Source organism: Nocardia miyunensis NBRC 108239 (assembly GCF_001613065.1).
Taxonomy (GTDB): Bacteria; Actinomycetota; Actinomycetes; order Mycobacteriales; family Mycobacteriaceae; genus Nocardia; species Nocardia miyunensis.
The window spans coordinates 40,194-67,181 of sequence record NZ_BDBQ01000061.1 but is presented as its reverse complement, the minus strand read 5'-3'; the positions used below and the strand labels follow the sequence as shown (position 1 = coordinate 67,181).

At 67.0% G+C, this 26,988-nt stretch carries 26 protein-coding genes; 9 read left to right on the top strand and 17 right to left on the bottom strand.

What is annotated here, in order from left to right; all coding sequences use genetic code 11:
- Positions 1 to 226 precede the first annotated feature (226 nt).
- Positions 227 to 1,522 (bottom strand): thymidine phosphorylase, encoded by a 1,296-nt coding sequence (locus NM2_RS26425; RefSeq protein ID WP_218025991.1) that lies wholly within the window; start codon positions 1,520 to 1,522, stop codon positions 227 to 229.
- A gap of 316 nt (positions 1,523 to 1,838) precedes the next feature.
- On the bottom strand, positions 1,839 to 2,240 hold the full coding sequence (locus tag NM2_RS26420; RefSeq protein ID WP_067674041.1) for a cytidine deaminase: 402 nt from the start codon (positions 2,238 to 2,240) through the stop codon (positions 1,839 to 1,841).
- 333 nt (positions 2,241 to 2,573) lie between these two features.
- On the opposite strand from NM2_RS26420, the gene sdhC reads away from it, so the two are divergent.
- From sdhC to NM2_RS26390, 6 genes are all read left to right on the top strand, one after another.
- Positions 2,574 to 2,978, top strand: coding sequence for a succinate dehydrogenase, cytochrome b556 subunit (gene sdhC, locus NM2_RS26415; RefSeq protein ID WP_067673962.1), 405 nt, complete (start codon positions 2,574 to 2,576; stop codon positions 2,976 to 2,978).
- 4 nt (positions 2,979 to 2,982) lie between these two features.
- A complete protein-coding gene (locus NM2_RS26410) occupies positions 2,983 to 3,414 on the top strand; it encodes a succinate dehydrogenase hydrophobic membrane anchor subunit (protein WP_067673960.1) in 432 nt (143 codons plus the stop codon).
- 93 nt (positions 3,415 to 3,507) lie between these two features.
- Positions 3,508 to 5,289: a succinate dehydrogenase flavoprotein subunit gene (gene sdhA, locus NM2_RS26405; protein WP_067673958.1), complete on the top strand. Its 1,782-nt coding sequence runs from the start codon at positions 3,508 to 3,510 to the stop codon at positions 5,287 to 5,289.
- Positions 5,289 to 6,062: a succinate dehydrogenase iron-sulfur subunit gene (locus NM2_RS26400; protein WP_067673956.1), complete on the top strand. Its 774-nt coding sequence runs from the start codon at positions 5,289 to 5,291 to the stop codon at positions 6,060 to 6,062. The genes sdhA and NM2_RS26400 overlap by 1 nt, the downstream gene beginning before the upstream one ends.
- A 309-nt stretch (positions 6,063 to 6,371) precedes the next feature.
- A complete protein-coding gene (locus NM2_RS26395; RefSeq protein ID WP_067673954.1) occupies positions 6,372 to 6,803 on the top strand; it encodes a hypothetical protein in 432 nt (143 codons plus the stop codon).
- A 98-nt stretch (positions 6,804 to 6,901) separates the two neighbouring features.
- Positions 6,902 to 7,816, top strand: coding sequence for a phenylalanine 4-monooxygenase (locus NM2_RS26390; protein WP_067673952.1), 915 nt, complete (start codon positions 6,902 to 6,904; stop codon positions 7,814 to 7,816).
- On the opposite strand, the gene NM2_RS26385 is transcribed toward NM2_RS26390, so the two are convergent.
- Both NM2_RS26385 and NM2_RS26380 read right to left on the bottom strand, forming a co-directional pair.
- Positions 7,773 to 8,342, bottom strand: coding sequence for an acyl-CoA-like ligand-binding transcription factor (locus NM2_RS26385; RefSeq protein ID WP_157121323.1), 570 nt, complete (start codon positions 8,340 to 8,342; stop codon positions 7,773 to 7,775). The two genes, NM2_RS26390 and NM2_RS26385, sit on opposite strands and share 44 nt — an antisense overlap.
- Positions 8,343 to 8,391: 49 nt before the next feature.
- Positions 8,392 to 9,852: an MFS transporter gene (locus NM2_RS26380; protein ID WP_084531576.1), complete on the bottom strand. Its 1,461-nt coding sequence runs from the start codon at positions 9,850 to 9,852 to the stop codon at positions 8,392 to 8,394.
- 277 nt (positions 9,853 to 10,129) lie between these two features.
- On the opposite strand from NM2_RS26380, the gene NM2_RS26375 reads away from it, so the two are divergent.
- Positions 10,130 to 11,476 carry a D-alanyl-D-alanine carboxypeptidase family protein gene (locus NM2_RS26375; RefSeq protein ID WP_067674039.1) on the top strand — a complete coding sequence of 449 codons (1,347 nt, stop codon included), beginning with the start codon at positions 10,130 to 10,132 and terminating at the stop codon, positions 11,474 to 11,476.
- Between the two features lie 37 nt (positions 11,477 to 11,513).
- Here NM2_RS26375 and yhjD read toward each other — a convergent pair whose 3' ends face one another.
- The 3 genes from yhjD to NM2_RS26360 form a co-directional block, all read right to left on the bottom strand.
- Entirely contained in the window at positions 11,514 to 12,530 is a 1,017-nt protein-coding gene (gene yhjD, locus NM2_RS26370) for an inner membrane protein YhjD (RefSeq protein ID WP_067673947.1), read from the bottom strand.
- Between the two features lie 154 nt (positions 12,531 to 12,684).
- A complete protein-coding gene (gene trpS, locus NM2_RS26365) occupies positions 12,685 to 13,710 on the bottom strand; it encodes a tryptophan--tRNA ligase (protein ID WP_067673945.1) in 1,026 nt (341 codons plus the stop codon).
- A gap of 62 nt (positions 13,711 to 13,772) precedes the next feature.
- Complete coding sequence (locus NM2_RS26360; protein WP_067673943.1) at positions 13,773 to 14,876, bottom strand: glutamate--cysteine ligase 2; 1,104 nt, start codon at positions 14,874 to 14,876, stop codon at positions 13,773 to 13,775.
- A gap of 84 nt (positions 14,877 to 14,960) precedes the next feature.
- On the opposite strand from NM2_RS26360, the gene NM2_RS26355 reads away from it, so the two are divergent.
- A complete protein-coding gene (locus NM2_RS26355; protein WP_067673941.1) occupies positions 14,961 to 15,824 on the top strand; it encodes a class II glutamine amidotransferase in 864 nt (287 codons plus the stop codon).
- Between the two features lie 15 nt (positions 15,825 to 15,839).
- Here NM2_RS26355 and NM2_RS26350 read toward each other — a convergent pair whose 3' ends face one another.
- The 8 genes from NM2_RS26350 to NM2_RS26315 form a co-directional block, all read right to left on the bottom strand.
- Positions 15,840 to 18,296 carry an FHA domain-containing protein gene (locus NM2_RS26350; protein WP_067673939.1) on the bottom strand — a complete coding sequence of 819 codons (2,457 nt, stop codon included), beginning with the start codon at positions 18,294 to 18,296 and terminating at the stop codon, positions 15,840 to 15,842.
- A 35-nt stretch (positions 18,297 to 18,331) separates the two neighbouring features.
- A complete protein-coding gene (locus NM2_RS26345; RefSeq protein ID WP_067673938.1) occupies positions 18,332 to 19,225 on the bottom strand; it encodes a mycofactocin-coupled SDR family oxidoreductase in 894 nt (297 codons plus the stop codon).
- A 51-nt stretch (positions 19,226 to 19,276) separates the two neighbouring features.
- Positions 19,277 to 20,101 (bottom strand): SDR family NAD(P)-dependent oxidoreductase, encoded by an 825-nt coding sequence (locus NM2_RS26340; RefSeq protein ID WP_084531568.1) that lies wholly within the window; start codon positions 20,099 to 20,101, stop codon positions 19,277 to 19,279.
- Entirely contained in the window at positions 20,098 to 20,451 is a 354-nt protein-coding gene (locus NM2_RS26335) for an EthD domain-containing protein (protein WP_067673936.1), read from the bottom strand. Before NM2_RS26335 ends, NM2_RS26340 begins: the two co-directional genes overlap by 4 nt.
- A 33-nt stretch (positions 20,452 to 20,484) precedes the next feature.
- Positions 20,485 to 21,249 (bottom strand): SDR family NAD(P)-dependent oxidoreductase, encoded by a 765-nt coding sequence (locus NM2_RS26330; RefSeq protein WP_067673934.1) that lies wholly within the window; start codon positions 21,247 to 21,249, stop codon positions 20,485 to 20,487.
- A complete protein-coding gene (locus NM2_RS26325; RefSeq protein WP_067673932.1) occupies positions 21,246 to 22,505 on the bottom strand; it encodes an amidohydrolase family protein in 1,260 nt (419 codons plus the stop codon). The genes NM2_RS26330 and NM2_RS26325 overlap by 4 nt, the downstream gene beginning before the upstream one ends.
- 39 nt (positions 22,506 to 22,544) lie before the next feature.
- On the bottom strand, positions 22,545 to 24,134 hold the full coding sequence (locus NM2_RS26320) for a FadR/GntR family transcriptional regulator (RefSeq protein WP_084531567.1): 1,590 nt from the start codon (positions 24,132 to 24,134) through the stop codon (positions 22,545 to 22,547).
- Between the two features lie 131 nt (positions 24,135 to 24,265).
- Positions 24,266 to 25,198: an oxygenase MpaB family protein gene (locus NM2_RS26315; RefSeq protein WP_067674033.1), complete on the bottom strand. Its 933-nt coding sequence runs from the start codon at positions 25,196 to 25,198 to the stop codon at positions 24,266 to 24,268.
- 99 nt (positions 25,199 to 25,297) lie between these two features.
- Between NM2_RS26315 and NM2_RS26310 the strand changes: the two genes are divergently transcribed.
- Positions 25,298 to 25,933: a TetR/AcrR family transcriptional regulator gene (locus NM2_RS26310; RefSeq protein ID WP_067673930.1), complete on the top strand. Its 636-nt coding sequence runs from the start codon at positions 25,298 to 25,300 to the stop codon at positions 25,931 to 25,933.
- Between the two features lie 45 nt (positions 25,934 to 25,978).
- On the opposite strand, the gene NM2_RS26305 is transcribed toward NM2_RS26310, so the two are convergent.
- Together NM2_RS26305 and NM2_RS53440 are read right to left on the bottom strand one after the other, a co-directional pair.
- Positions 25,979 to 26,449 carry a barstar family protein gene (locus tag NM2_RS26305; RefSeq protein ID WP_067674031.1) on the bottom strand — a complete coding sequence of 157 codons (471 nt, stop codon included), beginning with the start codon at positions 26,447 to 26,449 and terminating at the stop codon, positions 25,979 to 25,981.
- Positions 26,450 to 26,496: 47 nt separating this feature from the next.
- Positions 26,497 to 26,967, bottom strand: a complete 471-nt coding sequence (locus tag NM2_RS53440) for a guanyl-specific ribonuclease (RefSeq protein ID WP_067673928.1) — start codon at positions 26,965 to 26,967, stop codon at positions 26,497 to 26,499.
- Positions 26,968 to 26,988 lie beyond the last annotated feature (21 nt).

Here is a 26,988-nt window from a genome sequence, read left to right as displayed (position 1 = left end):
TAGCCTGGCCGATTCTCGCCGACGGCCGCCCGAGGGCCCGTGCGGCCCGAGTCGACGCGGTCAGGAGCACCTACGACCGAGCCCGCGCGAGAGAGCCGAGAGATCGGTCGAAGCCCACGCGATCGAGGGCGATTACGACGGAGAGGTGATCCGACCGGATGCCGATCACGACCGCGGCGCTTCGGGCCCGACCGGCACAACCATCGGAGCCGACGCGATCAGGCGTTCAGGGGGCAATACGGTCGAGCACGATCGAGACGTGCACGACCGCATCCGACACGGGCACGGGATCGATGGTGTGCGCGTCGCTCAGGGCCTCGCGGGCGGCGGGGAACGCCTCGGGGGTGTCCGTGTGCAGGGTGAGCAGCGGCTGCCCCGCGACGACGGTCTCGCCGGGTTTCGCATGCATCTCCACGCCCGCGCCGAATTGGACCGGATCACCCTGACGCGCTCGCCCGGCCCCGAGACGCCACGCGGCCAGGCCGACGCCCATCGCGTCGAGCCGGGTGAGCGTGCCGGATCGTTCGGCGGTGAGGATCTCGGTATGCGCGGCGACGGGCAGGGCCGCGTCCGGATCGCCGCCTTGGGCCCGGACCATCGCCTTCCAGTGATCCATCGCACGACCGTCGGCGAGGGCGTCCGCCGGATCGACGTCGCGGATTCCGGCCTGCGCCAGCATTTCCCGGGCCAGGGCGAGGGTCAGTTCGACCACATCGGCGGGACCGCCGCCCGACAGCACCTCGACCGATTCGGCGACTTCGAGGGCGTTGCCCGCGGTCCGGCCGAGCGGGGTGTCCATCGAGGTCAGCAGCGCCACGGTGCGCAGGCCCGCGTCGGCGCCCAGTTCGACCATGGCCGTTGCCAATTCACGCGCCGAATCGAGCGTCTTCATGAACGCGCCCGCCCCGGCCTTGACGTCCAGTACCAGCGCCGCGGTGCCCTCGGCGATCTTCTTGCTCATGATCGAGGCGGCGATCAGCGGAATCGATTCCACGGTCCCGGTGACGTCCCGCAATGCGTAGAGCCGCTTGTCGGCGGGCGCCAGATCGGCCCCGGCGGCGCAGATCACCGCGCCGATCGCCGGATCCGCCAGCATCCGGCGCATTTGCGGGACCGGGACGTCTGCTCGCCAACCTGGTATCGACTCGAGCTTGTCCAGCGTGCCGCCGGTATGTCCCAGGCCGCGCCCGGACAGCTGCGGCACGGCCGCACCGCAGGCGGCGACCAGTGGCGCGAGCGGCAGGGTGATCTTGTCTCCGACACCGCCGGTGGAATGTTTGTCGACGGTCGGGCGCGGCAGATCGGCGAAGCTCATCCGCTGCCCGGACTCGATCATCGCGCCCGTCCAACGGGCGATCTCGCGCCGATTCATCCCGCGCAGGACGATCGCCATCGCCAAGGCCGACATCTGCTCGTCGGCCACCTCGCCGCGGGTGAACCCGTCGACCACCCAGTCGATCTGCTCGTCCGTCAACTCCCCGCCGTCGCGTTTGGCCGCGATCACCGACACCGCCGAATGCACACTCACCATGCCCGACAGACTCCCAGAGGATGCCGAGTACCGGGGAATCTCGTGCGGATTCCGGGGAGAAATGTCCGTTCGCCGATATCCCGTCACGACGCAGCGAATGCGAGACCGGGCCTCGCGCACGGCCGATCGGCACGTAACGCAGCTCACATCCGCCTCTTCGGCCACCCGGTGGGACACCGTAACTCGTTGCACCACAAGACTTTCCGAAACACGGTCAGATCACCCGCGCGGCAAACCGGTTCCAACCGGACGAACCCCCTGTCGAGCGAACGGTCAGCGTCACGGAAAAGCCGTGCGAAAGCTCACATCATTTCCGTCCCGCCGCAAGATCATCGGGCCCGAAGGCAAACGGCAGCAAACGGTTCAGCGGCACCGGACCGTCCGCGTGATCGACCAGCAGATCGCCGCCTCCGTGCTCGTAGAGCAGCTGCCGGCAACGCCCGCATGGCATCAGAACCACCCCGCGGGAATCGCACACAGCAATCGCCAGCAATCTTCCCCCGCCGGACGCGCAGAGGTTACCGACCAGTACACATTCGGCACACAGCCCCAACCCGTATGAGACATTTTCCACATTGCACCCGAGCACCATTCGGCCATCGACAGTGCGCGCGGCGGCGCCCACCGGATACTCCGAGTATGGGGCATACGCATTCTGCATAACTTCGAATGCATTGTGGCGCAATATATCCCAATCAATTTCCGACATTCCGAGGCTCCGCTCGAGCTGGTCGTTCACGGTCGAGGAAAAGCTACCTCGAGCACTTCTGGATATCAGGCAAGGCAAACCTAACTCACGGAATTCCGGTCCAACGAGCGGCACGCCGAATTAGTTCCGCGAATGTCCGGGGATTACAGTTCTGAAAGATCGGTTCAGGTTTGGCCATGCACCGCCGGCCACCGCCGTCGGGGTGTCGGCTCCGGGCACAGAGCTGGTGTATTCAGCTCCAACGGCTCCTGATGTCCGCGCCGAAATCTGCGACCGGATCAGACTGCCGGCCCGCCCGACGGGTCCACAACGACGTTGGAGGCACCGCACTCTATGACCACCACGCTGGAAGCTCCGGCTCAGCCGAAGCGGAAGACTCTGTACCGCGGCGACCCTGGCATGTGGTCCTGGGCGCTGCACCGGATCACCGGTGTGACCATCTTCTTCTTCCTCTTCGTCCACGTGCTCGACACCGCTCTGGTGCGGGTCAGCCCGGACACCTACAACCGGGCGATCGAGACCTACAAGAACCCGATCGTCGCCCTGATGGAGATGGCCCTGGTCGTAGCCGTGCTGTTCCACGCGCTCAACGGCATCCGGGTCATCCTGGTCGACTTCTGGTCCAAGGGCCCCAAGTACCAGCGGCTGATGCTCTGGATCGTGCTCGCGGTCTGGGTGATCGTGGCCGGTATGGGTGTGGGTCGCCAGCTGTTCTACATGATCACGACGGAGCTCTGAGACCATGACCGCACCCGTTCTCGGCAAGTCCTACGACCGCCCCGCCAGCCTCGACTCGCCCCGCACGCCGCGGCGCGCCTCGGGCAACAACTTCGAGAAGTACGCGTGGCTGTTCATGCGCTTCTCCGGCATCCTGCTGATCGTGCTGGTCCTGGGCCACATGACGATCATGCTGATGCTCGACGGCGGCGTGAAGCGGCTCAACTTCGCTTTCGTGGCCGGACGCTGGGCCAGCCCGTTCTGGCAGATCTGGGACCTGGCCATGCTGTGGCTGGCCCAACTGCACGGCGGCAACGGCCTGCGCACCGTCATCGACGACTACTCCCGCAAGGACTCCACCCGGTTCTGGCTCAAGACCCTGCTGGTCATCGCGATGATCCTGATCATGGGCGTGGGCACCTACGTCATCTTCACCTTCGACCCCAACATCAGTTAGGAACGGGCCACCTCGCATGAGCGGTCAGCGGCTGGAGGCGGCAGCGTGCGTAACCACGGAAGCCGCCCGATCATGCGAAGAAAAGGACACAGTATGACCGAGAACCCGATTGAGGAACACCGCTACGATGTGGTGATCGTCGGCGCCGGTGGCGCGGGTATGCGTGCGGCGATCGAGGCAGGGCCCCGGGTCCGCACCGCCGTGCTGACCAAGCTCTACCCCACTCGCAGCCACACCGGCGCGGCCCAGGGCGGCATGTGCGCCGCGCTGGCGAACGTGGAGGAAGACAACTGGGAGTGGCACACCTTCGACACCGTCAAGGGTGGTGACTATCTGGTCGACCAGGACGCCGCGGAGATCATGGCCAAGGAGGCCATCGACGCGGTGCTGGACCTGGAGAAGATGGGCCTGCCGTTCAACCGGACCCCCGAGGGCCGGATCGACCAGCGCCGCTTCGGCGGTCACACCCGCGACCACGGCAAGGCGCCGGTCCGGCGCGCGTGCTACGCCGCGGACCGCACCGGTCACATGATCCTGCAGACGCTGTATCAGAACTGCGTCAAGCACGACGTGGAGTTCTACAACGAGTTCTACGTCCTGGACCTGCTGCTCACCGACACCGACCGCGGCCAGGTCGCGACCGGCGTGGTCGCCTACGAGCTGGCCACCGGCAAGCTGCACGTCTTCCACGCCAAGGCGATCATCTTCGCCACGGGTGGTTCGGGCCGGATGTACAAGACCACCTCCAACGCGCACACGCTCACCGGCGACGGCATGGCGATCGTGTTCCGCAAGGGACTTCCCTTGGAGGACATGGAATTCCACCAGTTCCACCCCACGGGCCTGGCCGGTCTGGGCATCCTCATCTCCGAGGCGGTCCGCGGCGAGGGCGGCATCCTGCGCAACGCCTCGGGTGAGCGGTTCATGGAACGCTACGCACCGACCATCAAGGACCTCGCCCCGCGCGACATCGTCGCCCGGTCGATGGTCATGGAGGTGGCCGAGGGCCGCGGCGGCGGGCCGAACAAGGATTACGTCTTCATCGACGTGACCCACCTCGGTGCGGACGTGCTCGAGGAGAAACTCCCGGACATCACCGAATTCTCCCGCACCTACCTGGGCGTGGACCCGGTCAAGGAGCCGGTACCGGTCATGCCGACCTGCCACTACGTCATGGGCGGCATCCCCACCCGCATCCACGGCGAAGTGCTGCGCAACAACACCGATATCGTGCCCGGTCTGTACGCCGCCGGTGAGTGCGCGTGCGTGTCGGTGCACGGCTCGAACCGGCTGGGCACCAACTCGCTGCTGGACATCAACGTGTTCGGGCGCCGCTCGGGTATCGCCGCCGCGGAGTACGCCCAGCGCCACGACTTCGTCGACCTGCCGGAGAACCCGGCGACGATGGTGCAGGACTGGCTGGCCAATCTGCTGTCCGAACACGGCAACGAGCGCGTCGCCGACATCCGCGGCGAACTGCAGGCCACCATGGACGCCAATGCCGGTGTGTTCCGCACCGAGGACACCCTCAAGCAGGTCCTCACCGATATCCACGGGTTCAAGGAGCGCTACCAGTACATCACCGTGCAGGACAAGGGCAAGCGCTACAACAGCGATCTGCTCGAGGCCGTCGAACTCGGCTTCCTGCTGGAACTGGCGGAAGTGACCGTGGTGGGCGCGCTGAACCGCAAGGAGTCACGCGGCGGCCATGCCCGCGAGGACTACCCCAACCGCGACGACACCAACTTCATGCGCCACACCATGGCGTACAAGCAGGTCGAGCCCGGTACGCCGGCGGAGCTGATCGCCGACATCCGGCTGGACTTCAAACCGGTCGTGCAGACCCGTTACGAGCCGATGGAGCGTAAGTACTGATGACTGCTGTAGCCGAAGCTCCCGCAGGGCAGAAACCGGCCCCCGTTCCGGACGGGTCGGTCATGGTCACCGTGAAGATCGCCCGGTTCAATCCGGAGAACGATCTGGGCGCGCACTGGGATTCCTTCCAGGTCCCGGTGCTGCCCACCGACCGTTTCCTGAACGTGCTGCTGTACATCAAGTCCTATCTGGACGGCACGCTCACCTTCCGCCGCTCGTGCGCGCACGGCGTCTGCGGTTCGGACGCCATGCGCATCAACGGCGTGAACCGGCTGGCGTGCAAGGTGCTGATGCGCGACATGCTGCCCAAGAGCGGTAAGACCCTCACCATGACCGTCGAACCCATCCGCGGCCTGCCCGTGGAGAAGGACCTCGTGGTGAACATGGAGCCGTTCTTCGACGCGTTCCGCGCGGTCAAGCCGTACCTGATCACCTCGGGTAACGAGCCCACCCGCGAGCGTATCCAGTCGCAGACCGACCGGCACCGGTTCGACGACACCACCAAGTGCATCCTGTGCGCCTGCTGCACCACCTCGTGCCCGGTGTACTGGAACGACGGCAGCTACTTCGGCCCGGCCGCGATCGTGAACGCGCACCGCTTCATCTTCGACAGCCGTGACGAGGGCGCCCGCGAGCGCCTGGACATCCTCAACGACGTCGAGGGAGTGTGGCGCTGCCGCACCACCTTCAACTGCACCGACGCCTGCCCCCGCGGCATCGAGGTGACCAAGGCGATCCAGGAGGTCAAGCGCGCTCTGCTGTTCGCGCGGTAGGGATTCGCTCCGGGACGCCCGGAAAGGCAAGGCCCCGAAGGCCGTTCGCATCCTCGGATGCGAACGGCCTTCGTCGTACGACCGTGGCGTGATCACCTCGGGGACGCCGCGGTTCCGCCGCGCGAGCGGATTCCGGTCACATCCGTCGGCGATTCGCGGGTGGGCGAGCACGCGGATGGCAGTGGTCACAGAACCGTGAGGGGCGAGGAGAACGGGAACTTCGCGGCACGCTCCCGGCGTTGGCAGTCCAGACAGTCCCGAAGTCCGACTCCTGTAGGGAGCCGGGCGCTTTCGTAGAAGGAATATGTTGTGATCTGCTTCTTCGATCCCTCGCACGGCCAGGCCGTAACGCAGGCGATGTGGCTGCCACAGTGGGGTGTGGCGCGCCCCGTCGAGGTCTGCCAGATGTGTGCGCAACGTATTCAGACGACGCAGCCGCCCTTCTATCAGCCCGTGCAGCAGGGTTATCCCCAGCCCGGATACCCGCAGCCCGGTTACCCGCAGCCGGGCTATCCCCAGCCGGGATATCAGCCGCAGCCGGGGTATCAGCAGCCCGGCTATCAGCAGCCCGGGTACCCGGCACAGCGTCAGGGGCACAGCACCGCCGCGGTGGTCGGCGCGGGTGCGGCGGGCGTGGTCGGCGGCATGCTGCTCGGTGAGCTATTGGACGGCGACGATGACTCCGAACATGCGTACGAACGCGGTTTCGAGGACGGCAACCGGGACGACGGCTTCTTCTGATGGCTCCGAACCCCGATCGATACCGAACCAACTAGTCAATTTGTCAAGGTAATCGATCTTTAATTGTCGTCTGAGCGCAGCGGTGATTGCATCGAGGCATGTTCTCCGAAGCTCAGCTGTACTCGCCGGTGACCACGGGCACCGACGGCGACGTGACCGTGCACCTGAGCCAGGAGCATCCCGGCGTGCACGATCCGGCCTACCGCGCTCGCCGCAATGCGATCGCGGCACGGGCGCTGGCCTACCGGCGGGGCGAGCCGACGCCCCGCATCGAGTACACCGAGGACGAACAGCGGGTGTGGCGGATCGCCTCGGCCGAGCTGTCCCGCAAACACGAGAGGTACGCGTCGGCGGAGGTGCTCGCGGGCGCGCACCGTCTCGGCCTGCCGCACGATCACATTCCGCAGCTCGACGAGGTGTCCGCGCAACTGGTGCCGCTCAGCGGATTTCGCTACGTGCCCGCCGCCGGGCTGGTGCCGCTGCGGGAGTTCTTCGGTTCCTTCGCCGACCGGATCTTCCACTCCACCCAGTACATCCGGCATCATTCCGCCCCGCTCTACACGCCCGAACCGGATGCGATCCACGAGATCATCGGCCACGCCAATCAATTGGCCAGCCCGCGGTTCGCCGCGATCTACGCCGAGGTCGGCGCGGCGGTGGCCCGGCTGGAAACCGATGCGGCGCTGAAGTTCCTGGCCGACGTGTTCTGGTTCTCGATGGAATTCGGCGTGGTCCGCGAGCACGGCGAGATCCGTTGCTACGGTGCGGGTCTGCTGTCCTCCTACGGTGAGATCGAGGAGTTCCGCGACGCCGAACTGCGTCCGCTGAACGTGCACGAGATGGGCACCGCGGTCTACGACATCACCCACTACCAGCCCGTATTGTATTGCGCGGCTTCGATTTCCGAGATCGAGGACGTGGTGGGCGGTTTCTTCGCCACGGTGACCGACGATGTGGTCGCGCGGCGCGCTACAGCGTCATCCCCGACTCGAGAAAGTCGGCGACCCGCTTGATCTTCGTCATGTCCAGGCCCTGCCCGGTGACGGTGTCGAACGTTGTGCTCATCGCGCCGATCAGCGCGCCCGCGAACGCGCGGACCTCCAAGTCGTCGGCGGAACGGCCGATCCGGTCGGCGACCATCCGGGCGACCATCCGCACATTGCGCTCGGTCTCGCGGGCGATGACGCTGGCCAGTTCGGGAACCGAGTAGATCAGCTTCATCCGCTGCTGTTCGAATTCCAGATCCTCCGGCTCGAGCGCATCGAAGACCTCGATGGTGGCCTGGACGAACGCGCGCAGCGGCGACAGCTCCGCGGGCTGCGCCTGCACGGCCCGGATCATCGGCGGATCCAGGTCGTCGGTCAGCACGACCTGCTCCTTGGACGGGAAGTAGCGGAAGAACGTGCTCGGCGAGATGTCCGCCGCCTCCGCGATCTGCTCGACCGTCGTCTCGGCATAGCCCTGCTCGAGGAACAACCGCATGGCCTCGGTCCGGATGGTGCGGCGGGTGCGTTGTTTCTTGCGCTCGCGCAGGCCCATCCGCGGCGAGCTCACCGCGGAATGGACCTGCGTTGGCGGAGCCTTCGAATCAGCCGACATGCACCGATTCTCCCGCATCGTCCACGGCCCGCGCGGACGATGCCCGACTACGGGTGCGGATCGCGGCGACGACGGCCGCGATCAGGCAGATTCCCGCGCACACCCACAGCATCGCGCCCATGCCCCCGACGAAGGCAGTCTGCACCTTCGCCAGCATCACGCCGTCGCCGAGCTTGTGCGCGACCGCGACTCCCCCGCTGACGCCGTCGGATATCGGGGAATGGTCGTAACCGCCCAATTGCGCGCGGTATCGGGTGGACAGCACGGTGCCCAGGACGGCGACGCCGATCGTCCCACCGGCCTGGCGCAGCGCCTGGATCAGCGCCGAACCCGAGCCGGATCGCTCGGCGTCCAGTTCGCTCATCGCCATACCCATCGCGGCGGGCATCACGAATCCCATCCCGGCCCCGAGCAGCGTGATCCACAGTGCGGTGTATCCGTATCCGCTGCCCACCGTGGTCAGTGCGCCGATCACCAGACCGCCCGCCAGCAGCAGGAATCCGATCACCAGCACCACGCGCAGTCCGGCCCTGGGCAGCAGCTTGTCCACCAGCCGGGTGCCGACCAGCAGGCCGCCGATCAGGGGCAGCAATCGCAATCCGCTGCCGAGCGAATCGACGCCCAGCACCGCCTGGAAATACTGCGGCACGGTGAAGAACATCCCGAACATCGCGAAGTTGATGACAATGGAATACATTGTCCCCCAACGGAATCCGCTCACACCGAACAGCCCGATATCCACCAGCGGGCGATCGGCGCGGCGCTGCCACCCGGCGAAGAGCACCAGCACCACCGCACCCGCGGCGACCACACTCCAGCCCAGCGCGTCACCCCAGCCCTGTCCGCCCAGGCGGATGAAACCGTAAGTGAGCCCGAGCATTCCGGCCGCGGACAGCGCGACACCGAGCAGATCGATCCGGAAGGTGTTCTCGCTGCGCGATTCCGGAACCAGCAGGGCCACCGCGATCAAGCCGATCAGCACCATCGGGACGTTGATCAGGAAGACCGAACCCCACCAGAAGTTTCGCAGCAGCCAGCCGCCGACGATCGGCCCCAGCGGCATACCGATCGCGGTGGAGGTGACCCAGACCGTCAGTGCCCGTTGCAGATCGGCCTTCTCGGGGAACAGTCCCGGGAGCACCGACATCGACAGCGGCATCATCGCGGCGGCGGCCATCCCCAGCAGCGCACGGGCGATGATCAGCTCACCGGAGGAGGTCGCCAGCGCGCACCACAGCGAGGCCCCGCCGAACAGGACCAGCGCGGCGAGCAGAAAACGCTTGCGGCCGTAGCGATCTCCGAGCGCGCCCGCGGGCAGCATGAGCGCGGCCAGCACCAGCGTGTACGCCGTGGTGAACCACTGCAGCGCAGAGGTACCGGCGTGTAGGTCGACCGAGATGGTGGGCAGGGCCACCACCAGCACCGTCGTATCCAGCCCGATCGCGAGCATGGCTGTCGCGAGCGCTCCCAGCGCCAGCCAGCGGGCCCTGCCGGACGTCTGTGCCGCCACCTCCTGCGACCCGGTGACCGGGCCGCTGTCGCGCGCGTCCACTGCTTTCATGACAGATCCAATCGTTTGGATGAAACTTTATTTTGATAGTAGCTCTCATTTCATAGCTCATGTCAACACCTCTGCGGGCGGGATGTCCCGAGCACGCCACCGCCGGAGCCCGATAGTCGACCAGCTCACAGCCACGCGGGGACAGTTCCGCATAAGCTCGATGGCGATGCGCATTCGAACACCCCGGCTCGACAGCCGCACCAGATCCGCGCGCGCGAGCCGACGTCCGCGCGCCGCCTTCGCCGTCGCCCTGGCCGCTGGACTCGTCGCCGCCACCGCGTTGACCGGCGTCGACGTCGCGCTGTCGAGCTCGGCAGCCGCGCAGCCGACCGGGACTTCGTTCCCCTTCGTCACCCCGAACACCGATTCCTGCCCGGACCGGATCTCCCCGCCTCCGCCGATCGATGAATCCGAGGTCCCCGAACCGGGGCAGACCGCGCCCAAGCCGCTGCCGGTGCCCGCCTCCCCGGTCGGCGGCGGCAAACTCGGCGGTTGCGGCCTGCTGCTGCCCGACGGCGCGCCCCCGGCGCCCAAGGACATCTCCGCGACGGCCTGGGTGATCGCCGATCTGGACACCGGCAAGGTGCTGGCCGCGAAGGATCCGCACGGCCGCTACCGCCCCGCCTCGACGATGAAGACGCTGCTGGCCGCGGTCGCGCTACCGCAGCTCGACCTGAACAAGGTCGTGATCGGCACCCAGGACGACGCGAACGCCGACGGCACCCGCGTCGGTATCGGCCCCGGCGGCCGCTACACCAACGAGCAACTCCTGCACGCCCTGCTGATGTGCTCGGGCAACGACGCGGCGCACGCCATCGCCATGCAACTGGGCGGAATCGACAGCACCCTGCGGCAGATGGACGCCAAGGCCAAGGAACTGCACGCCCTGGACACGCGCGCGGCGACCCCGTCCGGACTGGACGGGCCCGGCATGAGCATGTCGGCCTACGATCTTGCGACGATTTTCCGCCACGATATGACGATCCCCACCTTCGCCGACATCGTGCACACCGAGGAGTACAACTTCCCCGGCTATCCGGCCAACCCGAAGATCCCCGGTGACCAGGATCACCCCGGTTTCCCCATCGCCAACGACAACCGCCTGCTCTACGACTACGACGGCGACCTCGGCGGTAAGACCGGTTACACCGACGACGCCCGCCAGACCTTCGTCACCGCCGCCCAGCGGGGCGGCCACCGCCTGGTCGTCACGATGCTCAAGGCCGATGTCCTGCCGATCCGCCCACCCCAACAGGCCGCCCGCCTGCTGGACTACGGCTTCTCCCTGCCGTCGGGCGCGAACATCGGCTCGCTGCCCGGCTCCGGCACCGACGAGAACTCCACCCCCGACGTGGCCCTGGCCACCCCGCCGGCGCACGGCGTCGGCGCATCGGCGCCGAGCATCAATCACGACCACGAGAACCTGCGCACGACCCTGATCGTGGTCGGCCTGGCCGTGGTCCTGATCCTGGTCGTGCTGGTGTGGCGGATCAACGGTCGCACCCCGCACTGACCGAGATACTCATGGCATCAACGGATTTCGGCCGGTGTTACCGTTTCGATCGACGTAACCGGGTCAGCGCCGTCGCGGTGATCGCGCCCGCTCCGAACAGCACCGCGCCCGTCTTCGCGGTCATCCCCGCCGACATCCGCGGCTCGATCACCGCGGGGCCGGGCGGGGGTATTTCGGCCTCGAGCATGTTCTCTCGGGCCGTGGCCGCCCATGCCGTGGCGAACAGGATGATTCGCGCGGTGATGTAGGCGAAGACCATCAGACCCAGGATCGGGCCGAAGGTGACACCGGCGGGGCTGGTCAGCACGCTTTTGAGGTAGTAGCTGGCGACCTGTTTCCACACCTCGAACGCGATCGCGGCGATCAATGCCGCCTTACCGGCGCTGACCAGGGTGACCGGCGTACGCGGCAGCCGCGCGATCACCCAGGCGAACACCGCCCAGGACGCGAGCACCGCCAGGATCAGCGACAATATCGTGAGCAGCAGACCGACGCCAGGTGCGTTCTGCAGGTGGATCAGGGTGAGCAGCTCGCGGCCCAGATTGCTCGAGGCCAGCGCCGACATACCGAACGAGATCACCAGCGCGACACCGAGACCGATCAGCGCGATCACATCGGAGATTTTGGTGCGGAACCAATTGCCCTGTGGCACTTGCTGTTCCCACTGCTCGGTCAGCGCGGCACGCAGATTGGCCATCCAGCCCAGCCCGGCGTAGAACGCGCCGACCAAACCGATCACCCCGACGCTGGTACGGGATTTGACGGCCTGATCGATCAGATCGTTGATCTGCCCGCCCAGCGATCCGGGCAGATTCTCGACGATCTTGCTCTGTATCTCGGTCAGCAGATGCGCATCGTGCGAGAGCACGAATCCGGCCACCGCGAAGGCGACCATCAGAATCGGAAACATCGACAGCACAGTGAAATACGTGATGCCGGCCGCGTAGTAGTCGCCGCGCTGGCGCTGATAGCTCTGCCCCGCCCGCACCAGATGATCCAGCCAGGGGCGGGTCCGGACCGCGCCCGTGATCCGCGCCTTGATCCTGCCGAACACCCAACCTCCCGCAACCGCTCGGATGTCCGCGCGGGCGGCGACTGCGACGCACGAACCACGCGGACGGTAACTCGACTGGCCGATCCTCGGTCAGGACGGCGGCAGACTCACGGGCAGAGGCAGCCAAGACCACGCCCGCCCGGCCCGCGCGGATTCAGCGGGCCAGGAAGCCCACTCGGTCGTACACCTGCGCGAGTGTGTTGCCGGCGATCTCCCGCGCCCGCTCCGCTCCCGCGGCGAGGACGCGATCGAGTTCGCCCTGATCGCCCATATACTCTTGCACCTTCGCCTGCAACGGGGTGACGAATTCCACGAGTGCGTCGGCGACGTCGCCTTTGAGCTCGCCGTATCCCTTGCCGACGTAATCCTTTTCGAGTGTCACGATGGGCGTGTCGGTAAGCGAGGACAGGATCACCAGTAGATTGCTCACCCCCGGTTTGGTCTCCGGGTCGTAGCGGATATCGCGCTCGGTATCGGTCACCGCCGAGCGAATCTTCTTCGCCGACGCCTTCGGATCGTCGAGCAGGTTGAGCAGGCCCGCGTCGGTGGCGGCCGACTTGCTCATCTTCGAGGTGGGATCCTGCAGGTCGTAGATCTTGGCGGTGCCGGACACGATGTGCGCGTCGGGGACCACGAACGTCTTCTTGAAGCGAGTGTTGAACCGCTGGGCCAGATTCCGGGTCAACTCCAGATGCTGCCGCTGATCCTCGCCGACCGGAACCAGGTGCGGGCGGTACAGCAGGATGTCCGCGGCCATCAGCACCGGATAGGTGAACAGGCCGACCGTCGCGTTGTCCGTGCCCTGTTTGGCGGACTTGTCCTTGAACTGCGTCATCCGGCCGGCCTCGCCGAATCCGGTGATGCAGTTCAGCACCCAGGTCAGCTCGGCGTGCTCGGGCACCTGGCTCTGCACGAACAGCGTCGAGCGCTTCGGGTCGATCCCCAGCGCCAGCAGCTGCGCCGCCGCACGCTTGGTGCGGTTGCGCAGTTGCTTGGGATCCTGCGGCACCGTGATGGCGTGCAGATCCGGGATGAAGTAGAGCGCATCGAAATCCTCTTGCAACTGCACCCAATACTGCAGCGCGCCAAGGTAATTGCCGAGGTGGAAGGAATCACTCGTCGGCTGGATCCCGGACAGGACCCGCTGCTTGCGCTCACCGGTTGGGGCAGGACTCGACATAGGCAGATCCTAGCTGCCCCGCTTCGCCACGAATTCAGCGTGCCGTGGGCTCTCGCGGGACGCTACTCGCAGCCCTGCAAGGTCGCGTTCGCGAGTTCGGTGACGACGTCGCCGACGTCTCGACGTGCGCGGAAGGCGTCGATCTGGCGCCGTGCGCCGTTCCCGCGGGCGAATACCGCCGCGATGGCATCGGTGACGAACGCATGGTCGCCCAACTCGTCCAGGGCGAAGTCCAGGGAATTCACCAGCTTGTCGAGCAGTTCGCGAACCGGCGCCGTGCGGCCGTCCACCGGGTCCATGCCGTCACCGTCGATGCCGGTGCGCGCGGCCTTCCAGTAGGCGGCGAGCAGTGTCGGCGCAGGGACCGGCGGGGCTGGCCGCCGCTCGGCCAGTGACGTTCGCGCGCTGATCACCGCGGCCCGCACCAGGGTCGCGAGCAGCGCGGTCTCCTCGACCGTGGCGGGGATATCGCTGACGCGGATCTCCACGGTGGGGAAGGCCAGTGACGGGCGGACATCCCAATACACCATCGTCTCGTCGAGGATGCTGCCGCTGGCCGTCATCATGGCGACCATGGCGTCGTACTCCTGCGCCGAGGCGAAATAGGGTGGTGGTCCGGCGCTGGGCCAACGCCGCCACAGAATGTTGCGCCAACTGGCGAAACCGGTGTCGGCGTTGCGGTAGATCGCGGAGTTCGCGGTCAGTGCCAAGAACAACGGCAGCCAGGGGCGCAGGAAGTTGCCCACCTGGATCGCGACGTCTCGATTCGGAACCCCGACGTGCACATGACAGCCGCACAGCCCCTGTTCATGGGCGAGCATGCCGAAGCCCTTGGCGATTCGCCGGAACCGCGGCGTATCGGTGACCGGAAACTTGTGCGGCACCGTCGGGGGAATCGCCACCGCGAGCAGGCGGGCGCCGTTCTTCTCCGCGAACCCGGCGACGTCTCGGCGCAACTCGCGCAATTCCCGGATCAGGCTCGCCGTGGTGGAGTGCACGCCGGTATTGGTTTCCACCTGGCATTGCGTGAGTTCGAGTTGCAGGTGGATACCCGCCGCCGCCGCGGTCCGCGCCACCTCGACATTTTTCGCCACAGGTGCGCCGGTATCCGGATCCGCGAGGAGGAACTCTTCCTCAACACCGACGGTCACGGATGCGACGTCCATAGCCATGAGATTACTCGCCGGTATGGCGAATCCGGAATGCCCCTGTCACACAACGAGTTCACTTCACGGCGTACGGTAGCTGGCATGTGCCGCCTGTTCGGCCTGCACGCGGGACGTTCCGTGGTGACGGCGACGTTCTGGTTGCTCGACGCGCCCGACAACCTCTCCGCGCAGAGTGCGCGCAATCCCGATGGCACGGGCTTGGGCGTATTCGAGGGCGACGGCCGGGCCGTGGTGCGCAAGCAACCGATCGCGGCGTGGCACGACACCGCATTCGCCGTCGAGGCTCACGACATGACGGGGACGACGTTCGTCGCGCACGTCCGGTACGCGTCCACCGGCGCTCTCGACGTCCGCAACACCCACCCGTTCCTCCAGGACGACCGGATCTTCGCGCACAACGGCGTGGTCGGCGAACTCGAGGTGCTCGACGCCCGGCTCGCGCAGCTGAGCGCCGATGGCCTGGTAACGGGACAGACCGACAGTGAGCGGGTGTTCGCGCTGATCACCGCGTCGATCAGGGCAGCGGGGGGAGATGTCGAGAAGGGACTGCTCGACGCCATGAACTGGCTGACGCGGAACGTCGAGATCTACGCCGTCAACCTGTTGTTGAGCACGGCGACGGACATGTGGGCGCTGCGCTATCCCGAGCCCCACGAGCTGTACATACTCGACCGGCGCGATCCGCGCGAGCAGGCCGGCTTCGATCTGCACACCTCTCGTATCCACGCGCGGTCCGAACACCTCCGGATACAGCCATCCGTCGTGTTCGCCAGTGAGCGGATGGACGACGACCCGGCCTGGCGACTGCTCGCCCCCGGCACATTGGTGCACGTCGATGCCGATCTGACGGTCACCGAGCGCATCGCGCTGCCCGATCCGCCACGACATCAGCTCACCCGCGCCGACCTCAGCCCGGCCGCGGCGGCATCACAGCATCCCGCGTGATCGCGCCCGTCGGCGTCAGGTCGTGGCGGGGCGGGCGCCGCGCCGCCGGGGCCGCATCTGGTAGAGGCGGTACCAGGCCAGCGCCAGGAAGATCGCCGCCAGACCGGCCATGAAACCCATGTCCGTCAACCAGGTGCCGAGGCTGTGTTTCCACAGCGGGTCGGCCGCACCTTCGTGCGGAGTGAGGGTGTCGAGGTCGATGGTGGCGGCTCCCGCGCCGAAGCCCCAGCGCGCGGGCGCCAGGTAGGCCAGTTGCTGTAGAACGGGAGTTCCGACGAGCCGGACCAGGCCGCCCGTGAGCACCAGTTGCGCCATCGAGACCACGATCAGCAGCGGCAGCGTCTTCTCCGAGGTGTCCACCGACACCGACACCACCAGGCCCAGTGCCAGCGACGCGATGCCGAGCAGCGCCATCGCCAGCATCAGCTCGAGGCCGACCGAGGTGAATATCCCTTGCGGCGGCATCTTCACACCGATGGTGCCGATCACGTACAACACCACGGTCTGCAAAATCGTAATCGCGCCCAGCACAAGGAATTTCGACATCAGATAGACCCCCGCCGACAGTCCTGCCGCGCGCTCTCTGCGGTAGATGGTCTGCTCTTTGACGATCTCGCGAATCGAGTTGCCGGTGCCGACGAAGCACGCACCGAATACCAGGACCATGAGCTTGGTCGGTGCATCCTGGTTGGAGCCCGGCGCACCGACGAAACCCTGTCCCGGCGGAATCGCGGCGAACAGCCCGCCGAGTAACACCGGCATCACACCGAGCAGCGCCAAATAGCTTCGATCCGAGGCGATGACCGCCAGGTAACGCCGGCACAGTGTGCTGAGCTGGCTGAACTTGGACTGCGGCGCGGGCGGCGGCGCCGGTGGCTGCTGCGTTTCCGCCGGACCGGCGTCGTCGGTCAGTCCGACCGCCACGTAGTGCCCGAAGCGCGGCGAATCCCGGAATTCCTCGGCCCAGTCGCGCTCCTCCTGGTTGTCGAATTCCTGGAAAACCTCGGCCCAGCTGGGCTGGCCGAAGTGGTGCAACCCCTCCGCGGGCGGTCCGTAGTAGGCCAGTTTGCCACCGGGCACCAGGACCAGCAGGCGGTCACAGGAATCGAGGTTCGCGACGCTGTGCGTGACGACGATGACCGTTCGCCCGTCGTGCGCGAGTTCCGAGAGCATTTCCATGACCGTCTTGTCCAGGCCCGGATCCAGGCCCGACGTCGGCTCGTCGAGGAACAGCAGCGACGGTTTGGTCAGCAACTCCAGCGCGACGCTCACGCGTTTGCGCTGCCCACCCGAGAGCCTATCGATGCGAGTGTCGGCGTGCCGCGTCAAACCGAGCTCCTCGAGGACCTCGTCGACCCGTTGCTCACGCTCGTCGCTGCGCGTGTCACCGGGGAACCGCAGCTCCGCCGCGTAGAGCAGGGCACGCCGGGTGTGAAGTTGGTTGTGCAGGATGTCCTCCTGGGGAACCAACCCGATCCGGTGCCGCAACTCGTCGTAATCGGTGTAGAGGTCGCGGCCGTCGTAGCGGACCGTCCCCTCGGTCGCGGGCTGCAACCCGGTGATCGCGCCGAGCAACGTCGATTTGCCCGCCCCGCTGGGCCCGATGACCCCGACCAGCGAGCGCTGCGGGATCGGGAAGCTCACCTCGTCCAGCAGCACCTTGCCCTCGGGTGTCCGCACGATGAGGTTCTGCACCGAGACCGATACGTCACCGGTGTCGACGGACTCCCGCAGTTCGTCGCCGACCAGCCGATAGGTGGTGTGCCCCATGCCGATCGAGTCGGATTCGGACAGATCCGCGACATCGACCCGGGAGCCGTTGACGTAGGTGCCGTTGTGGCTGCCGAGGTCCACGACCCGATACTTGTGCTCACCGGTCACCCGCAGTTCGGCGTGATGGCGGGAGACCATGAGGTCGGGCACGACGATGTCGTTGTCGGCGGCGCGGCCGATCCGGAGCGTGCCCGAAATCCGGACGACCGCGACGGGGTGAGCGACCGGCCGCGGCGATCGTGAGATACGACGGCCCGACGGAGGTAGCGTGAATGTTGCCTCATCATCGAGGTCGTAACCGGGATTCGGGACGATCATCGTGGCTTCGCCGTCCTCGCCCCCGGGATCGCGGGGTGGACGCATCTGCGGCGCCTCTACCGAACAGGTCAGCTTCTCGCCGTCCACGGCGTGGCCGAGCTGGAACGTCTCGTCATGGTCGATCACCATCCGCTCCACGCGGCGACCGTCGAAGAAGGTGCCGTTCAGGCTGCTCGCGTCCTCGATTTCCCAGCCGCCGGACCCTCGTTCCAGAACGGCGTGCAGGGAGGACACCCGAGGATCGGTGACAACGACATCGGCCGCCGGATCGCGACCGACGTTATATGTGCCGCCGGCCCGTAGTCGATAGACGCGTTCTCGCGTCTGCACCACCAAAACCGGCGACTCGGCGAATTCACTGGAAGATTGCTCCTCCACCATAGAGGCAGTATACGACCGAAGGGTGCCGCCCCGGTTCACTGTCCGGGACCGTTGGGCCATTTGACCATGCAACCGAGGTCTATCGGAATACTCGTGCCGGTCATGTGTTTCGAGGCGTCGGAGGCCAGGAAGAGGACGAGTTCGGCGACGTCCTCGGACTCGAGCCAGGGCGTGGGCAGGGCGTGGTAGGCCACCGAGGCGAGCCGGAAGTCGTCCTTGGTGACTTCTTCCGCCTCGAGGTCGGGGCGGAAGACCTGGTAGATGCCCTCGGCGTTCATCAGGTGGGTGTTGCAGTTCGTCGGATGCACGATGTTGACCCGGATCCCGCTGGGCGCGAGATGCTGTGCCATCTCCCGCGTATAACCGACGAGTGTCTGTTTCGACCAGCTGTAACCCGCGCCGCCGGGCCCCATGATCACGCGGGGGTCGGTCGAGGACGTGGTGTTGGGAATCAGCGCCGCGGTGGATCCGGTGATCACGATCGACCCGCCGCCGCCTGCCGCGAGCAGGTGCGGGACCGCCGCCGCGACCGTGTTCAGCACGCCGATGAGGTCGACGTCGACGGCATCGTGGAAGTCCATCGGCTGGGGGTCGCCCATGGCCAACGGCAGGATGCCCGCGTTGGCCATGACGTTCGTCAGCGGGCCCAGTTCGGCGATCCCGTCGGCGAGGGCGGCGGCGAGTTGCCCCCGGTCGCGCACGTCGGCCTTGCCGACGACGCAGCGCCGCCCTTCCTGCTCGACGAGTCGCCTGGTCTCGGCCAGGTCGTCCCAGCTCGCCATGGGATACGGATTGGAATCGATGTCCTCACAGATGTCGATGGCGATGATGTCCGCGCCCTCCCGGGCCTGCAACACCGCGTGGGCTCGGCCCTGCCCCCGGCCGGCGCCGGTGATGAACGAGACCTTGCCCTGCATGCGTCCTGCCACGGTTCCTCCTCGAACGTGCAAGCTGCCGTGATCGATCGAAGTCGATGTGTGTCAGAGAGTCCGGAACAAGCCGCCGTCGACCAGCACCTGAGCCCCGTTGATGTAACCGGCGGCCGGGCTGGCCAGGAAGACACACAGCCCGGCTATGTCGCCGGGAACTCCGATGCGCTTCATGGGATTCATCGCGGCCGCGCGGGCTTGCGCCTCCGGACCCCATGCCTTCGAGATGTCGGTGTCGAAGGCACCCGGCAGCACGAGATTGGCGCGGACCTCGGGCGCCCACGCTCCGGCCAGGGCCAGGGTCAGCGCGTTGAGCCCGGCCTTGGCCATCGCGTACGGGAGATCATCCACACCGGGACGCAGGGTCCCCGCCGTGGTGATGTTGATGATCGATCCGCCGTCGTCGGCGGCCATCCGCTCGCCGAACAGGGCCGAGAGGCGGAACGGCCCACGGGCGTTGACGGCGTGCACCTTGTCGTAGAGTTCCTCGGTCACCGCGGACAGATCGTCGTAGACCGGCGACATTCCGGCGTTGTTCACCAGAACGTCGCAGTGCCCGAAGGCGTCGTAGACGGCGTCGAACAATGCCTCGGCGGCCTCCCACCGGCCGACGTGGCAGCCGACCGGCAACGCGCGACGGCCGGTGGCGGCTTCGATCTCCTCGGCCACCGCCCGGCAGTTGTCGAGCTTGCGGCTGGCGATGACGACGTCGGCTCCGGCCTCGGCGAAGGCGGTCGCGACGGCCCGGCCGATGCCACGGCTTCCGCCGGTGACGACCGCGACCTTGCCGGTCATATCCAGCAGTGCGGCGAGGTCCCGGGACGGGGTCGTCGGGTCGAGGTCGGGCACGGCATCTCCACTTCGGGGTTCGGTCATCTCGTCTCCGCCTTCGGTCCGCGCGGAGTCCAGAACGCCAGCCGCCAGCTGCTCATGTCGAGGCTGTCGTGCATCTGGATTCGCCCCGCTGCCAGCCGTTCCCGGATCTCCCCCATGATCGACTCGGGATCGCCCTCCATCTCGTAGATGATGGCGTACCGCTGCTCGGGCGGCCTCCCTCCCGGCGCGCGGTAGATTTCGGAATCCCGCAACGCGTACCGTTGCGCGGACAGCATGCCGGGAACCGCGAGCAGTTGCGGCACGTGCACCTCGTCGTACCACTCGTTGAACTCATCCTCCCTGCCCTGCACGGGATTCGAGTAGACGATCTGAATGAACTTGTCGGCCATATCGTTTGTCCTGTTCTTCGCCGGGGGACCGCGTCAACGTTCTACGGCGAAAGCCATGCCTTCGACCCACTTCTCGTAGTCGGCCGCCTTGCCGCGCAGCGAATCCGGCCCCGTCGAGGAATCCACGATCAGGAACTGCTCGGCGTCGATGGCGCCGACGAGTCGCTCGGCGACCTCCTGCGGAGTCGCCGCCCCGCGCAGCGCCGGGTGATCGGCGGGAAAACCCTCGGACAGCAGCATGGGGGTGAGCATCGGCCCCGGACAGAAGCACGACACCTTGATCCCATTCGGCCGGTGCGTCGCCGCGAGCCACTCCGAGAAGGACAGCGCGGCATGTTTGGTGACGGTGTAGGCGGCCTTGTCCGGATGCATGGCAAGCGCCACGACCGATGCCGTCTGAATCAGATAGCCGTCCCCGCGTTCGAGCATCGCGGGCAGCACCTCGCGCACCGCGTACACGTGCGACATGACATGCAGTCGCCAGCTCAGATCCCACAAGCCGTCGTCACCGATCGAACCGCCCTGGTGCGGACCGGTATACCCCGCGTTGCTGAACCAGACATCGATCTCGCCGTAGGTGCGGCGGGCCAGCTCGGCGACCGCGTGGACGGTGTCCTCGGAAGTGATGTCACCCACCGATCCGACGCTGCCGATGGACCTGGCGACCTCCTCGACCCCATCGGGATCCTTATCGGTGACAACGACTTTCGCCCCCTCCGCGGCGAACCGCCGAGCGCAGGCCGCGCCGATGCCGCCACCCGAGCCCGTGACCACGACGACCTTGTCCCGCAGCTTCATCGGAATTCTCCTCTCGCCCCGGCCGTTTCCGGACGTAGGTGTCTGACCGACTTCACGCTGATATCCCATCCGGCCGCCTGCGCACGCAGCCCGGCCACCGTCGCCTGATCGCGCGGAATATGAGCGAAGGGGTCGTATCGGAAGTGCCGCATGGCATTGCGATGGGTGATCTTGTCGATCTCGTCGTCGGTCGCGCCGATCAGCGAGGGCAGCAATTTCTCCGGCGCGACCGGCCAGGTGGAATCGGAGTGCGGGTAGTCGCACTCCCAGGTGACGTTGTCGATATTGAGGTGGTGGCGGTTCTCGATGCCCACCAGATCGTCGATGAAGCACAGGATCACGTGTTCGGAGAAGATCTCCGAGGGCAGCCGCCCGCCGAGATCCATACCGCTCCAGTGCTGAGTGTGCCCGTAGATGTAATCGATCCGTTCCAGGAAGTAGGGCAGCCACCCGATCCCGCCCTCGGACAACGCCACTCGCAGTGCCGGGAACTTGCGGAACACCTGACTCCAGAGCAGGTCGGCGGCGGCGGAGAACAGGCCCACCGGCGAGAGGGTGTAGACGAGTTCGATCGGTGCGTCGGGAGATGTGATGGGCGGCTTGGAGTTCGAGCCGAGATGCATGCACACGACGGTGCCCTCCTCGGCGCAGGCGGCCCAGAACGGGTCCCAGTGATCCGAATACAGGCTGGGCAGGCCGATATCGAACGGGCTGGAAGAGAACGTCACTGCGTGACAACCCTTTTCGGCCATTCGCCGCACCTCGGCGGCGGCGGCCTCGGGATCCCACATCATCGGCAGTGCGAGCGGGATGATGCGGCCGGGAAAGGTCCCCGCCCACTCCTCGATATGCCAGTCGTTGTAGGCGCGGACCATGGCGGCGGCCTGATCCTTGTCGGCGGTCTCGGCGAACAACTGGCCGCAGAAACGCGGAAACGAGGGGAAGCACATCGATCCGAGCACCCCGTTGGCGTTCATATCCATGATCCGGTCGTGAATGTCGTAGCAGCCGGTCCGGATCTCCTCGATGCGGGTGGGTTCCCTGCCGAACTCCGAGGGCGGGCGTCCGGCGACCGCGTTGAGGGCGGTGTTGAGGATCGTCTGCCCGTCGTAGAGCCAGGCCATGGTGCCGTCGTCGCGACGAACGAACCGTGGCGCGAGGTCCCGGTACTTCGCCGGAACCCGGCCCTGGAACATGTGCGCCGGTTCGATGACGTGGTCGTCCACGCTCACCAGAATCAGATCGTCGACATTCATCCGTCCTCCTCGTTTCCATCAATTGCCAAGGGGCCCGGATCAACCGATCAGGTCCAGCACGAGCCGGGCACCGAGCTCGGAATCCTCGATCCAGGGCGCGAGAGCGCTGAAGCACTCGGCCCAGACACGGCTGGCGCGGGCGGCGTCGTGTTCGGCGGCCGCCGCGACGAAGTCCGCGAAACCGGCCTGAGCCCTCCGGTTGGTCGTGGCCACCCACGGCACGCTCTTGGCGTCGGCGGTGACCGCCGGATCGACCCCGGCCCGCACCCAGTGCAGAATCTCGGCGATGACGGTCAGTGCCGGGTTCTCGACCGCCGAGAACGCGGCCCGCTCACCGTCCTGCCAGGCCTTGACGAACCGCGCGGTGTCGTCGACGGCGGCGGCCATGTCCGCGGCCACGGCCGCCAGCGTCGCGAGTTGCTCGGGGCTGCTGCGCAACGCGACCAGACCCATGATCGGCGGCTCGATCAGCCGCAGTGCCCGGGAGAAGTCCGCGAGGGTGGTCCCGCGCGCCTCCAGCACGATGCCCGACAGCTGCGCGGCGACCCGCGTCGAGGGCCGCAGGATGGTGGCGCCACCCCGATCGCCGGTGCGCAGGTCGAGCAGATACTCCATCTCCAGGATTCGCAGCGCTTCCCGCAAAGTCGGCCGGGAGACCCCGAACTCGTCGGCCAGCTCGGCCTGCGGCGGCAGCCGGTCGCCCTCGCCGAGGCTGCCTTCGGCAATACGCGTGCGGATCTCGGTGGCCACCACCGTCGCGCGCCGCGGCGCGGATTCGGCAGCGGACTGCCCGGCCAGCGCCCGCCACAGCGGAACGATATCGATGGGCTGACGACTGATGTTGCGGCCGACCAGGATTCGGCTCGTGGTGTGGAGGTAATCGCGCCACGCCTTTCCGGCCGGCGACGCCTCCCGTCCGCGAACGGCATCGAGAAACGCACTGTGCCCGAGCATGACTCGCCGGGCGACTCGCTCCGCCGACGCCGCATCGCCGCTCCCGATCACCGAATAGACCTGCCCGGCGTAGATATCGCGGAATACTCCCGCGATCACCTCGATGGTCCGGTTGCCGGAAAACCGGGTGACGGCCTGGTCGAACCTCCCCACCGCGGTGACGAAGGCGAGCGGATCATCCTGGGCGGCCCGCTCGGCGGCGTGCAGGGTGGCGAGGCGGTCGAGATCGTCGTCGCTCGCCCGGAGCGCGACCTGTTCGGCGACGGGCGGCTCGATCACCGATCGGGCTTCCTCCAGATGGGCCAGGGTCGTCTCGCGCAGTTGCAGCAGCAGGGCCACGTACCGCCCCACCCCCTCCAGGCCCGGCCGTCGCACCACCGCACCGCCACCTCGGCCGCGCCTGATCTCGATGAGCTGCTGGGACTCGAGAATCCGCAGCGCCTCACGCAGCGTCTCGCGCGAGATCCGCAGTCTCGCAACGAGTTCGGCTTCGGAGGGCAGCTGCTGGTCGGCGACGAGTTGCCCGCTGAGGATCTCCCGCCGCAGGTCCGCGGCCAGCAGGTGCGGCACCTTCTGGGTGTTGCGGCGCGGCAGGGCCCGCCAGCGACTGTCGTCGCTGGGCGGGATGGCCGCGAGGTTGTTCGCCCGCTCGGAGTCGCCGGTCGGGTTCGTCATACCGCACTGCTCCGCTTCTTCGAGATTCGATCCCGAAGCTAACTCCAGACAGGCGACCTAGTCAACTATTTTCTGGAAAGCGGTGCTGCCGCACTGAGCGTCATCGCTGGCGACCTGCGGTGACTACCGGCTCAGATCGCGTGCCGCTCCGCGTAACTGCGGGGATCGACGCCGGGCATGCTGGGACGACCCGAACCGACGAGTTCCTGTTCGCGGCGGCCGAGCATGCGGTAGACCGGGGCGCTGGGTCCGGCGAGGGTGCCGTGCAGGACCCGCGGGGTCAGCGGTACGGAGGTGTGCGCGGTGCGGACCGCGCGGGACAGGGTGCGCACGGCGAGTTCCTCGCGGCGACCCCACCGGATGCCGTACATCTCGCGGATGCGCGGCGGCAGGCTGCCCTGGACCAGCAGGTGCACGCTGTTCACGACCTGGTTCAGCGGGAGCGGCAGCGGATAGGGCACCTGCTGGCCGGCCAGGTACGAGCCGACCAGGCGCGCCTCGTCGGTGAGGTACAGCTCCTCGGAGTCGAGATAGCCGTCGAAGTAGCGGCGGAATTCCGGATAGCTCGCGGGCGCGGCCTCGCGCGGCATGCCGAACAGCTCACCCCAGTACATGTAGTCCTGGTACAGATCCTCGCGTTCGGTCGCGGTCAGCCTGCGGACCAGCAGGTCGTGCATCACCTCGGCGGAATCGAAGGTGAAGGCCATGGTCATGAACATCAGATGCGGATCGTGCGCGGAATAGGCCGTTCCCGCAGGATGATTCGCACCCGCGTCCTCGGGCAGCGCGCCCCGCACCTGCGCGTGCTTCTTGTCCGTGTACGACCGCGCCCGATCGGCCTCGGCCCTGGTACCCAGTGCGACGGCCTCGAACAGCCGTCCGGTGATGGCCAGTCGGGTGTAGGGCGTCATGCGGTGTGCGGTGTGCTCCGCGGTGCCGACGTACAGCAGCGGATTGACCGCGCCGACGACCAGCGCCCGCTGCCCGTAGGTGAGCCCGACCGCCCGTTTGCGCATGACGCGGCGAATCATCGAATCATCAGCGAAGTAACCGGACTCGGGCATCGTTGCCTCCTCGTTCAGAGCATCTGGCAACAGCATCCCCCAGATCGATAATTCTGGCAATGGTAAGAACCAGAATTGTCGGCGTGACAGAATCGACGGATGACAGCGCAACGGACCTACGGCGGAGTCTCCGCGCAGGAACGCCGCGCCCAGCGCCGCGCCGCCCTGCTCGAGGCCGCACTCGACATCATCGGCACCGAGGGCCTGGACCGCCTGACCGTCGCCGGACTGTGCACCCGCGCCGGGTTGAACGAGCGCTATTACTACGAGAACTTCGACGGCCGCGAGGCGGTACTGGTCGCGTTGTTCGACGGCATCGCCGAGGAACTCGCCACGGCCATCCTCGCCGCGGCACAGGGCGCGCCCACCGACACCTACGGCCGGGCGCACGCGGCCATCGCCGCGGGCATCCACGTCCTCACCGACGACCCGCGCAAGGCCCAGATCGCACTGATCATCAGCGCCGCCACCCCCGAACTTCGGGCGCGGACAATGGAATCCATCCGCAGCTTCGCCGGTCTGGTCGCCGCCGAGGGCAGCGATTTCTACGCCATCGCCGGACCGAATGCGGACCCCTCGATCGGCTTCCGCGCCACCTACCTCGTCGGCGGTCTGGTGCAGACCCTGACCAGCTGGCTGCACGGCGATCTGCCGATGACCCGCGATGAGCTCATCGACCACACCACCGAGGTGTTCGTCCTGCTGGGCGAGGATCTGGCCGGTCGCCTGCGCTGAGCGCCGCCGTCGGTCGTTCCGGCGACGGCGGCTCGGGCACCTGTCTCACAGGCTCAGCGCTACCGCCGGCAAACCCTCCGGCGCGGCCTGCAACACCACGCGGAACGAGCCCTCGTGCTCGGACCAGTACCGCGCGCAATCGGTCATCGCCGAGACGAACCAGTCGCGTTCCGCGGACCGCTCGGCCAGCAGCTGCGCCGAATCACGCACGACCGCAACGTATCCCGGTGCCTGTCCGACGAATTCGTCCAGATCCCGCAGACATTCGTCGAAGGCGTCCTTGTTCTCCCCGAAATAGTAGGGGAATTGGAAAGCCGCGGCGAACTCGTCGAAGACACCCGCGAGGGTGCGCATCTTCGACCCGCGCAGTTCGCGCACGACATAGCCTTCCGGAGCCCGGAACCGCACGCCGCTGAATCCGGCCGCGTCGGCGGTCAGCGACCCCAGGACGGACGCGGTGGACGCATCCGGACCCGAACCGGTCAGAAAGTGTGCGAGCGTGATCGCCTCACCCATCGAGAGCATCCCTTTCGAAAACCGCCGCGAGACCCGTTGCGGGCCCGTCAGCGCATCCTGGTGAACGTCTTGTAATGGTCGCCGGTGTAGTAGGCCGATCCGTCGCTACCGGTGATGATGCGCTCGGCGTCCCTGGTCTGGCCGCGTTTCTTCGGGTTGACATCCCATTCCCGGTAAGCGATCGCCTTACCCGAGGAATCGGTCTTGGCCAGTGACCCGCCGCGGTTCATCCACTGATCCCCGCCCTTGGTACCCGGCGCGTTCGCCGAACCGGGCCACCGCCCCGCATCGATCTCGGCCAGCGTCTGATAGGCGTGCTCAGGCACCCCCGCAGCATGACCGGTAACCGGCGTCGCAGTCCCCTTCACCTGCACCGCAGCCGCTTTCGAGGACGAAGACGCCCCCGCCGACGATGACGACGGCGTATGCCCGTGCGACACCAACAGCCCGATCACGATCACGACAACGACCGCACCCAGCCCGAGCAAACTCTGAATCCTCTTGCCGGACAACTTCATCGCTGTCGCACCGCCCCCGCA

What these genes read in the sequence shown, in the direction of transcription:
- NM2_RS26420 (WP_067674041.1), bottom strand. Translation starts at nt 2,240, where the DNA reads ATGTCGGAAATTGATTGGGATATATTGCGCCACAATGCATTCGAAGTT.
- NM2_RS26325 (WP_067673932.1), bottom strand. Translation starts at nt 22,505, where the DNA reads ATGAATGTCGACGATCTGATTCTGGTGAGCGTGGACGACCACGTCATC.
- NM2_RS26320 (WP_084531567.1), bottom strand. Translation starts at nt 24,134, where the DNA reads ATGACGAACCCGACCGGCGACTCCGAGCGGGCGAACAACCTCGCGGCC.
- NM2_RS26380 (WP_084531576.1), bottom strand. Translation starts at nt 9,852, where the DNA reads ATGCTCGCGATCGGGCTGGATACGACGGTGCTGGTGGTGGCCCTGCCC.
- NM2_RS26360 (WP_067673943.1), bottom strand. Translation starts at nt 14,876, where the DNA reads ATGGACGTCGCATCCGTGACCGTCGGTGTTGAGGAAGAGTTCCTCCTC.
- NM2_RS26410 (WP_067673960.1), top strand. Translation starts at nt 2,983, where the DNA reads ATGACCGCACCCGTTCTCGGCAAGTCCTACGACCGCCCCGCCAGCCTC.
- sdhC (WP_067673962.1), top strand. Translation starts at nt 2,574, where the DNA reads ATGACCACCACGCTGGAAGCTCCGGCTCAGCCGAAGCGGAAGACTCTG.
- NM2_RS26355 (WP_067673941.1), top strand. Translation starts at nt 14,961, where the DNA reads ATGTGCCGCCTGTTCGGCCTGCACGCGGGACGTTCCGTGGTGACGGCG.
- NM2_RS26305 (WP_067674031.1), bottom strand. Translation starts at nt 26,449, where the DNA reads ATGGGTGAGGCGATCACGCTCGCACACTTTCTGACCGGTTCGGGTCCG.
- NM2_RS26330 (WP_067673934.1), bottom strand. Translation starts at nt 21,249, where the DNA reads ATGAAGCTGCGGGACAAGGTCGTCGTGGTCACGGGCTCGGGTGGCGGC.
- NM2_RS26390 (WP_067673952.1), top strand. Translation starts at nt 6,902, where the DNA reads ATGTTCTCCGAAGCTCAGCTGTACTCGCCGGTGACCACGGGCACCGAC.
- NM2_RS26385 (WP_157121323.1), bottom strand. Translation starts at nt 8,342, where the DNA reads ATGGGCCTGCGCGAGCGCAAGAAACAACGCACCCGCCGCACCATCCGG.
- NM2_RS26400 (WP_067673956.1), top strand. Translation starts at nt 5,289, where the DNA reads ATGACTGCTGTAGCCGAAGCTCCCGCAGGGCAGAAACCGGCCCCCGTT.
- NM2_RS26340 (WP_084531568.1), bottom strand. Translation starts at nt 20,101, where the DNA reads ATGACCGAACCCCGAAGTGGAGATGCCGTGCCCGACCTCGACCCGACG.
- NM2_RS26350 (WP_067673939.1), bottom strand. Translation starts at nt 18,296, where the DNA reads ATGGTGGAGGAGCAATCTTCCAGTGAATTCGCCGAGTCGCCGGTTTTG.
- NM2_RS26315 (WP_067674033.1), bottom strand. Translation starts at nt 25,198, where the DNA reads ATGCCCGAGTCCGGTTACTTCGCTGATGATTCGATGATTCGCCGCGTC.
- NM2_RS53440 (WP_067673928.1), bottom strand. Translation starts at nt 26,967, where the DNA reads ATGAAGTTGTCCGGCAAGAGGATTCAGAGTTTGCTCGGGCTGGGTGCG.
- NM2_RS26335 (WP_067673936.1), bottom strand. Translation starts at nt 20,451, where the DNA reads ATGGCCGACAAGTTCATTCAGATCGTCTACTCGAATCCCGTGCAGGGC.
- trpS (WP_067673945.1), bottom strand. Translation starts at nt 13,710, where the DNA reads ATGTCGAGTCCTGCCCCAACCGGTGAGCGCAAGCAGCGGGTCCTGTCC.
- sdhA (WP_067673958.1), top strand. Translation starts at nt 3,508, where the DNA reads ATGACCGAGAACCCGATTGAGGAACACCGCTACGATGTGGTGATCGTC.
- NM2_RS26310 (WP_067673930.1), top strand. Translation starts at nt 25,298, where the DNA reads ATGACAGCGCAACGGACCTACGGCGGAGTCTCCGCGCAGGAACGCCGC.
- NM2_RS26375 (WP_067674039.1), top strand. Translation starts at nt 10,130, where the DNA reads ATGCGCATTCGAACACCCCGGCTCGACAGCCGCACCAGATCCGCGCGC.